A 6,686-nucleotide genomic window follows, 5' to 3' on the forward strand; every position below is an offset into this window, starting at 1 on the left:
CTGGCGAGCGGCGACCCGATCGGCGACGTGGAGGCCTGGCCCGGCGCCATCGAACGCTTCATGGACGAGGCCAAGGCCCACTCCTGGACCCCCGCTTGCTGCGGGCGGTGGCCTTCTTGGCGGTGGTGGTGCGGGCCGCCGTCTTGCGGGCGGGGGCCTTCTTGGCCGTCGCCTTCTTGGCCGGGGCCTTCTTCGCGGCGGTCTTCTTCGCCGTGGCCGTGGTCTTCTTGGCCGCCGCGGACTTCGCGGTGGTCTTCTTGGCCGTGGTCTTCTTCGCCGTGGCCGTCGTCTTCTTGGCCGGCGCCGCCTTCTTGGCGACGGTCTTCCTGGCCGTCGTCGCCCGCTTGGCGGTCGTGGCCTTCTTCGCCGCGGCCTTCTTGACCGTTGCGGCAGCACCGCCGGTCAGGCTGCCCTTGGGCGCCTTCTTGACCGCGACCTCGCCACCGCGCGGGAGCTTCTTCGAGCCGCTCACCAGGTCCTTGAAGCCCTGGCCCGCACGGAAGCGGGGGACGGAGGTCTTCTTGACCCGAACCCGCTCGCCCGTCTGCGGGTTGCGGGCGTAACGGGCCGGACGGTCGACCTTCTCGAAGGAACCGAAGCCGGTGACCGACACCCGGTCCCCACTGACCGTCGCGCGGACGATGGCGTCCAGGACCGCGTCGACCGCCTCGGCGGCCTGCTGACGGCCACCGACCTTGTCCGCAATGGCTTCTACGAGCTGCGCCTTGTTCACGTCTTCCCCTTCGGAGACATTGCCAGAACGAAAGTGTTCAAGCTTTTTCGCACGTTAGGCAGATATATACCGCAAATCAAACACGAAACGGGCTAATCACCCTTGTGCCGCAACGAACTCGGGCTGTCACGGAGTTCCTCAGCGGTCCTCGTCGGGGAATCGACCCTCGTCGAGGTCCGCCGTGAAGCGTTCCAGCCGCCTTGTCGCATCGGCGAGATCGTGCTTGGCCGCGGCCGTAATGACCAGCAGCTTCCGGGTCAGCGCCATCCGTACGCCCTCCGGGACTTGCAGTGCGCGCACTCTTGTGTGCGCTTCCTTGAGTTGGGCCGCGACCGCCGTGTAGAGCTCGAGTTGGCCGTCGTGTTCCATGCACAGATTGTGCCATCTGGGGCGAGTTGTCGCCTGCTCAGGGGGCAACTGCCGCCTCAAACGGCCTTCCGCGCCTGCTCCGGAGCCGCGGTGTCAAGACCCGGGTACCCAATCAACACCCTTTCTAACATGGGGAGTTGAGGGGTCACGGGAGGACGCGCGAGGGGATCGGGAGGCAGAAACAGCTGTACCCCCAATCGTGGCGATCGGGGGTACAGACGGGGTGTTGCAGTGGCCGAAACTCGACTTGCGAGCGGCCTTCGGACGACTGCGGTCCTTGAAGGGGACCTCAGACCTTGAGCGTCCACGGCTTGTGCGAGGGCCGCTTCGCCTCGTACGAGACGATCTGGTCCTCGTTCTGCAGGGTGATGGAGATGTCGTCCAGCCCGTTCAGCAGCCGCCAACGGGCGTTCTCGTCGAGCTCGAAGGCGGCGGTGATGCCCTCGGCGCGCACCTCGCGGGCCTCCAGGTCGACCGTGATCTCGGCCTGCGGGTCGTTCTCCGTCAGCTCCTGGAGCGCGTCCACGATCTTCTGCTCCAGAACCACCGTGAGCAGGCCGTTCTTGAGCGAGTTACCACGGAAGATGTCGGCGAAGCGCGACGAGATGACGGTCTTGAAGCCGTAGTTCTGCAGCGCCCAGACCGCGTGCTCGCGCGAGGAGCCCGTACCGAAGTCGGGACCGGCGACCAGGACCGTCGCGCCCTTGCGCTCGGGCCGGTTGAGGATGAAGTTCTCGTCCTTGCGCCAGGCCTCGAACAGCCCGTCCTCGAACCCGTCCCGCGTGACCTTCTTGAGCCAGTGAGCAGGGATGATCTGGTCGGTGTCGACGTTGCTGCGGCGCAGCGGGACGGCCCGGCCGGTGTGCGTGGTGAATGCTTCCATGGCTGATCAGACTCCAGCGGGCGTACGGGTGTCGGCGTCGGACAGGTCGGCCGGGGAGGCCAGGTGGCCCAGTACGGCCGTCGCGGCGGCGACCTGCGGCGACACCAGGTGCGTACGGCCGCCCTTGCCCTGCCTGCCCTCGAAGTTGCGGTTGGAGGTGGACGCGGAGCGCTCACCGGGGGCCAGCTGGTCGGGGTTCATGCCCAGACACATCGAGCAGCCCGCGTGCCGCCATTCGGCGCCGGCCTCCTTGAAGACCAGGTCCAGGCCCTCGGAGACGGCCTGCAGACCGACCCGCACCGAACCGGGGACGACCAGCATCCGTACGCCGTCGGCGACTTTGCGGCCCTCGACGATCTCGGCGGCGGCGCGCAGGTCCTCGATGCGGCCGTTGGTGCACGAACCTACGAAGACGGTGTCCACCTTGATGGAGCGCAGCGACTGTCCGGCCTCCAACCCCATGTATTCCAGGGCCTTTTCGGCGGCGAGGCGCTCCGAAGCGTCTTCGTACGAAGCCGGGTCGGGGACCGCGGCCGAAAGCGGCGCGCCCTGACCGGGGTTGGTGCCCCAGGTGACGAACGGCGAGAGCGCGGCGCCGTCGATGACGACCTCGGCGTCGAAGACGGCGTCGTCATCCGTCTTCAGGGTCTTCCAGTACTCCACCGCCGCGTCCCAGTCGGCACCCTCGGGCGCGTGCGGGCGGCCCTTGAGGTACTCGAAGGTGGTCTCGTCGGGGGCGATCATGCCCGCGCGGGCGCCGGCCTCGATCGACATGTTGCAGATGGTCATCCGGGCCTCCATCGAGAGCTTCTCGATGGCGGGGCCGCGGTACTCCAGGATGTAGCCCTGGCCGCCGCCGGTGCCGATCTTCGCGATGATGGCGAGGATCAGGTCCTTGGCGGTGACGCCGTCGGGCAGTTCGCCGTCGACCGTGATGGCCATGGTCCTGGGGCGGGCCAGCGGCAGCGTCTGGGTGGCCAGCACATGCTCGACCTGCGAGGTGCCGATGCCGAAGGCCAGCGCGCCGAAGGCGCCGTGCGTGGAGGTGTGGGAGTCGCCGCAGACGACGGTGGTGCCCGGCTGGGTCAGTCCCAGCTGCGGTCCCACGACGTGGACGACGCCCTGCTCGACGTCGCCCAGCGGGTGCAGCCGCACACCGAAGTCGGCGCAGTTCTTGCGCAGCGTCTCCAGCTGGACCCGGGAGACCGGGTCGGCGATGGGCTTGTCGATGTCGAGGGTCGGGGTGTTGTGGTCCTCGGTCGCGATGGTGAGGTCGAGGCGCCGCACCTTACGGCCGTTCTGGCGCAGACCGTCGAAGGCCTGCGGGCTGGTCACCTCGTGCAGCAGGTGCAGATCAATGAAAAGGAGGTCGGGCTCGCCCTCGGCGCGCCGGACGACATGGTCGTCCCAGACCTTCTCCGCGAGTGTCCTACCCATCGCTTTCCCTCCAGGCCGGCCCGTTCGAGCACCGGCCCAACTAGATAGAGATCTTGTGGAGGCGATCGCCCATACCCCTCGTCGGACATCCGCCACCGGGCCCGTTGGTCGGCGGGCCGCTGTGTCTTCCAGAGTGGCGCGTTCCACCGGAAAATGAACTTGCGTTTCACAGAGTGAGACGCGAGTATCGTTTCATGGACAACAGTAGCGGCGTCGGCGTTCTGGACAAGGCAGCCCTTGTCCTGAGCGCTCTGGAGTCCGGTCCGGCCACCCTCGCGGGTCTGGTCGCGGCGACCGGACTCGCACGACCCACGGCACATCGTCTCGCCGTGGCCTTGGAACACCACCGGATGGTGGCGCGCGACATGCAGGGCCGTTTCATTCTCGGCCCCCGCCTGGCAGAACTGGCGGCAGCGGCGGGCGAAGACCGCCTCCTCGCGACGGCCGGCCCGGTGCTCACCCACCTCCGCGACCTGACGGGCGAGAGCGCGCAGCTCTACCGCCGTCAGGGCGACATGCGTATCTGCGTCGCCGCGGCCGAGCGCCTCTCGGGCCTCAGGGACACGGTCCCGGTCGGCTCGACGCTCACGATGAAGGCGGGTTCGTCGGCCCAGATCCTGATGGCGTGGGAGGAGCCGGAGCGCCTGCACCGCGGCCTCCAGGGCGCCCGCTTCACAGCGACAGCGCTGTCGGGCGTACGACGCCGGGGCTGGGCCCAGTCCATCGGCGAACGCGAACCGGGCGTCGCCTCGGTCTCGGCCCCCGTCCGTGGCCCGTCGAACCGCGTGGTGGCCGCCGTCTCGGTCTCGGGCCCCATCGAACGCCTGACCCGCCACCCCGGCCGCATGCACGCCCAGGCAGTCATCGACGCGGCGGCCCGCTTGTCGGAGGCCTTGCGCCGCACGGGCTGACACGTACAAACGCCCTCGGGAAGCGGGCCGGCCTCAACGCCGCGGCAGGCCGCTTCCCGAGGGCACTTCTATGTCAGGGGCGAGGTCACCAACCTAGGGGCGCGGGGCTGTATCGATTTGCGGCTCCGCCGCGTGGGCGCGACCAGCCACAGCGGACCCGCACCCGCAAAAACAACAGAACCCCGGTGAACCCCATTGGCTAGCGGCGCTATCCGACCACCGCGTGCTTGGATCGTGCCGTTGTCCGAGGGAAGGCGCAAGGGATGCGGCTGGCGGAGTTGAGCGAGCGCAGCGGGGTGTCCACCGCGACCATCAAGTACTACCTGCGCGAAGGCCTGTTGGCGCCCGGCCGGCAGATCAACACGACGACCGCGGAGTACGACGAGGGCCATCTGCGCCGTCTGCGTCTGGTGCGCGCGCTGATCCAGGTGGGCCGTATCCCCGTAGCCACCGCCCGTGAGGTGTTGGGCCATGTCGACGACGAGTCCCTGGGCCGTACGATCCGCCTGGGCACGGCCCTGTGGGCGTTGCCGCAGGGCACCGAGCCGGACGAGGAGGACCCGGCCGTGGCCGCCGCCCGCCGGGAGGTCGACCGGCTGCTGACGAGCCTCGGGTGGGAGACCGCGCGTGAGCTGAGCGACCTCTCCCCCGTGCACCGGTCGCTGGTGGTGGCGGTGGCCGCGCTGATCCGGCTGGGCTATCCCTGGGACGCCGAACTGATGGCGCCGTACGCGGAGTTGATGCACCAGGTGGCGAGACGGGACCTGGACCATCTGGAGACGCACGCGTCGGACGCGGAGCGGGTGGAGACGGCGGTCGCGGCGACGGTGCTCTTCGAACCGGTGCTCACGGCACTGCACCGGCTGGCCCAGGAGGAGGAGTCGGCACGGCGGTACGGGCTGTAGGCAGGGGAAATGCAGAGTAGCCCCCCGCCGAAGCGGGGGGCCACCTGCACTGACGTACCCCCGACCGGATTCGAACCGGCGCTACTGCCGTGAGAGGGCAGCGTGCTAGGCCGCTACACAACGGGGGCGAGGATCTTGCATGCGGTTAAACCACACCGCCGCAGATCCGAGCTGGTCTACCTGGACTCGAACCAAGAATGACGGTACCAGAAACCGTAGTGTTGCCAATTACACCATAGACCAAGGCACTTCAAGGTAAAGCGTACCCCCGACCGGATTCGAACCGGCGCTACTGCCGTGAGAGGGCAGCGTGCTAGGCCGCTACACAACGGGGGCCCTAGCGATCCTGCATGAGAGTCAGTGGGTGCGACCCTGGCTGACCCTCCGGGAAGGATCTGTACCCCCGACCGGATTCGAACCGGCGCTACTGCCGTGAGAGGGCAGCGTGCTAGGCCGCTACACAACGGGGGCCTGTGTGGATTCTGATCTCCACGGGTGCAGATTTGAAGCAATCTGCGAGCTGGCCTACCTGGACTCGAACCAAGACTAACGGAACCAGAAACCGTCGTGCTGCCAATTACACCATAGGCCACTGGAACGCCAGCCCCTGCGGAGCTTTTGTTCTAGCTTGCACCTCCGGTTCCCGGCCTTTCGGCCCGCTCTCCGGCGGCGCAGGAAGAACATTACCCGAAGGTGGACGGCGCTCCAAAACGGGTATCGGCGCCGAGGAGCGCGGGGAGTTCGGCGAGCGAGGCGATCCGGTGCGGGCCCGCGGGGGCCTCCTCCGCGCCGCCGAGGCCGCCGCGGTCGATCCACACGGACGGAGGCAGGTCCAGGACGGCGCAGGCGGCGTGGAAGGCCTGGGCGTCCGGCTTGTGGACGCCCGCCCAGCTCGGCCGCGCACAGGACCGACTCGAACCGGTCGCGGACGCCGAGCACGCGCGGCTTGCGGTCCTGTACGCGGATGCTGGAGTTGGAGAGCACCCCGTGCCGGTGGCTGGCCGGCTCGGGGGTTGTCCCCCGATGGACGCAGCCGCGGCTGGCACAGTGGGTGCATGAGCGAGCACCGAGTCCAGTTCACCGTCGAGGCCCGCACGGCCTACGACGGCCTGCCCGACGAGCGTCGAGCACAGCTGGACACGGCGGTGCGGATACTGTCGCGCGACCCTTTCCGCAAGGCTGCGACAGCGCCACTCGGCCCCGACGAACATCTGCGGAAGACCTACGTGACCCCCGGCATGATGCTGGAGTACATGGTCGCGGGGGCCGTCATGGTCATCGTCGTGCTGGAGATCTTCGACGAGTTCACGTACCTGATCGACGAGAACGACGCGGTCTGAACCGCACGTTCGAGGGGCGGGCCCCCGAAAAAACGGGTGGCGCCCCCCGCGGATGGCGGGGTGTTAAGAAACCACCCACCAAAACGAACAGGGGGGGGGAGGGAAAGA

General features: G+C 68.3%; 7 protein-coding genes, 5 tRNA genes and 2 pseudogenes. 4 read left to right on the forward strand and 10 right to left on the reverse strand.

Annotated features, from left to right (window positions below):
* Nucleotides 1-105, forward strand: a pseudogene (locus ACWCRB_RS48340) (phosphatidylglycerol lysyltransferase domain-containing protein); the annotation flags it as partial.
* On the opposite strand, the gene ACWCRB_RS48345 reads toward ACWCRB_RS48340, so the two are convergent.
* From ACWCRB_RS48345 to leuC, 4 genes are all read right to left on the reverse strand, one after another.
* Entirely contained in the window at nucleotides 59-733 is a 675-nt protein-coding gene (locus ACWCRB_RS48345) for an HU family DNA-binding protein (RefSeq protein WP_451002150.1), read from the reverse strand. The pseudogene ACWCRB_RS48340 and the gene ACWCRB_RS48345 overlap by 47 nt on opposite strands.
* 138 nt (nucleotides 734-871) lie before the next feature.
* Nucleotides 872-1,102, reverse strand: coding sequence for an SCO5555 family protein (locus ACWCRB_RS48350; protein WP_369037144.1), 231 nt, complete (start codon nucleotides 1,100-1,102; stop codon nucleotides 872-874).
* A 289-nt stretch (nucleotides 1,103-1,391) separates the two neighbouring features.
* Nucleotides 1,392-1,985, reverse strand: a complete 594-nt coding sequence (gene leuD / locus ACWCRB_RS48355; protein WP_235474596.1) for a 3-isopropylmalate dehydratase small subunit — start codon at nucleotides 1,983-1,985, stop codon at nucleotides 1,392-1,394.
* 6 nt (nucleotides 1,986-1,991) lie between these two features.
* Nucleotides 1,992-3,422 carry a 3-isopropylmalate dehydratase large subunit gene (gene leuC, locus ACWCRB_RS48360; protein WP_451002151.1) on the reverse strand — a complete coding sequence of 477 codons (1,431 nt, stop codon included), beginning with the start codon at nucleotides 3,420-3,422 and terminating at the stop codon, nucleotides 1,992-1,994.
* Between the two features lie 194 nt (nucleotides 3,423-3,616).
* On the opposite strand from leuC, the gene ndgR reads away from it, so the two are divergent.
* Together ndgR and ACWCRB_RS48370 are read left to right on the forward strand one after the other, a co-directional pair.
* A complete protein-coding gene (ndgR, locus tag ACWCRB_RS48365) occupies nucleotides 3,617-4,333 on the forward strand; it encodes an IclR family transcriptional regulator NdgR (protein ID WP_210588063.1) in 717 nt (238 codons plus the stop codon).
* A gap of 263 nt (nucleotides 4,334-4,596) precedes the next feature.
* Nucleotides 4,597-5,238 (forward strand): MerR family transcriptional regulator, encoded by a 642-nt coding sequence (locus tag ACWCRB_RS48370; RefSeq protein ID WP_451002152.1) that lies wholly within the window; start codon nucleotides 4,597-4,599, stop codon nucleotides 5,236-5,238.
* A 55-nt stretch (nucleotides 5,239-5,293) separates the two neighbouring features.
* Here ACWCRB_RS48370 and ACWCRB_RS48375 read toward each other — a convergent pair.
* From ACWCRB_RS48375 to ACWCRB_RS48400, 6 genes and pseudogenes are all read right to left on the reverse strand, one after another.
* Nucleotides 5,294-5,366 (reverse strand) — tRNA-Glu (locus tag ACWCRB_RS48375).
* 43 nt (nucleotides 5,367-5,409) lie between these two features.
* Nucleotides 5,410-5,481: transfer RNA gene (locus ACWCRB_RS48380), tRNA-Gln, on the reverse strand.
* Nucleotides 5,482-5,501: 20 nt separating this feature from the next.
* Nucleotides 5,502-5,574: transfer RNA gene (locus tag ACWCRB_RS48385), tRNA-Glu, on the reverse strand.
* Nucleotides 5,575-5,636: 62 nt separating this feature from the next.
* Nucleotides 5,637-5,709 (reverse strand) — tRNA-Glu (locus ACWCRB_RS48390).
* Nucleotides 5,710-5,758: 49 nt separating this feature from the next.
* A tRNA-Gln gene (locus ACWCRB_RS48395) sits at nucleotides 5,759-5,830 on the reverse strand.
* A 91-nt stretch (nucleotides 5,831-5,921) separates the two neighbouring features.
* A pseudogene (locus ACWCRB_RS48400) lies at nucleotides 5,922-6,240 on the reverse strand (HAD family hydrolase); the annotation flags it as partial.
* Between the two features lie 53 nt (nucleotides 6,241-6,293).
* On the opposite strand from ACWCRB_RS48400, the gene ACWCRB_RS48405 reads away from it, so the two are divergent.
* The gene (locus ACWCRB_RS48405; protein WP_451002153.1) at nucleotides 6,294-6,578 is read left to right on the forward strand and encodes a hypothetical protein; all 285 of its coding nucleotides are present in this window, start codon (nucleotides 6,294-6,296) and stop codon (nucleotides 6,576-6,578) included.
* Nucleotides 6,579-6,686: the final 108 nt, after the last annotated feature.

The organism is Streptomyces sp. NPDC002156 (assembly GCF_053593675.1).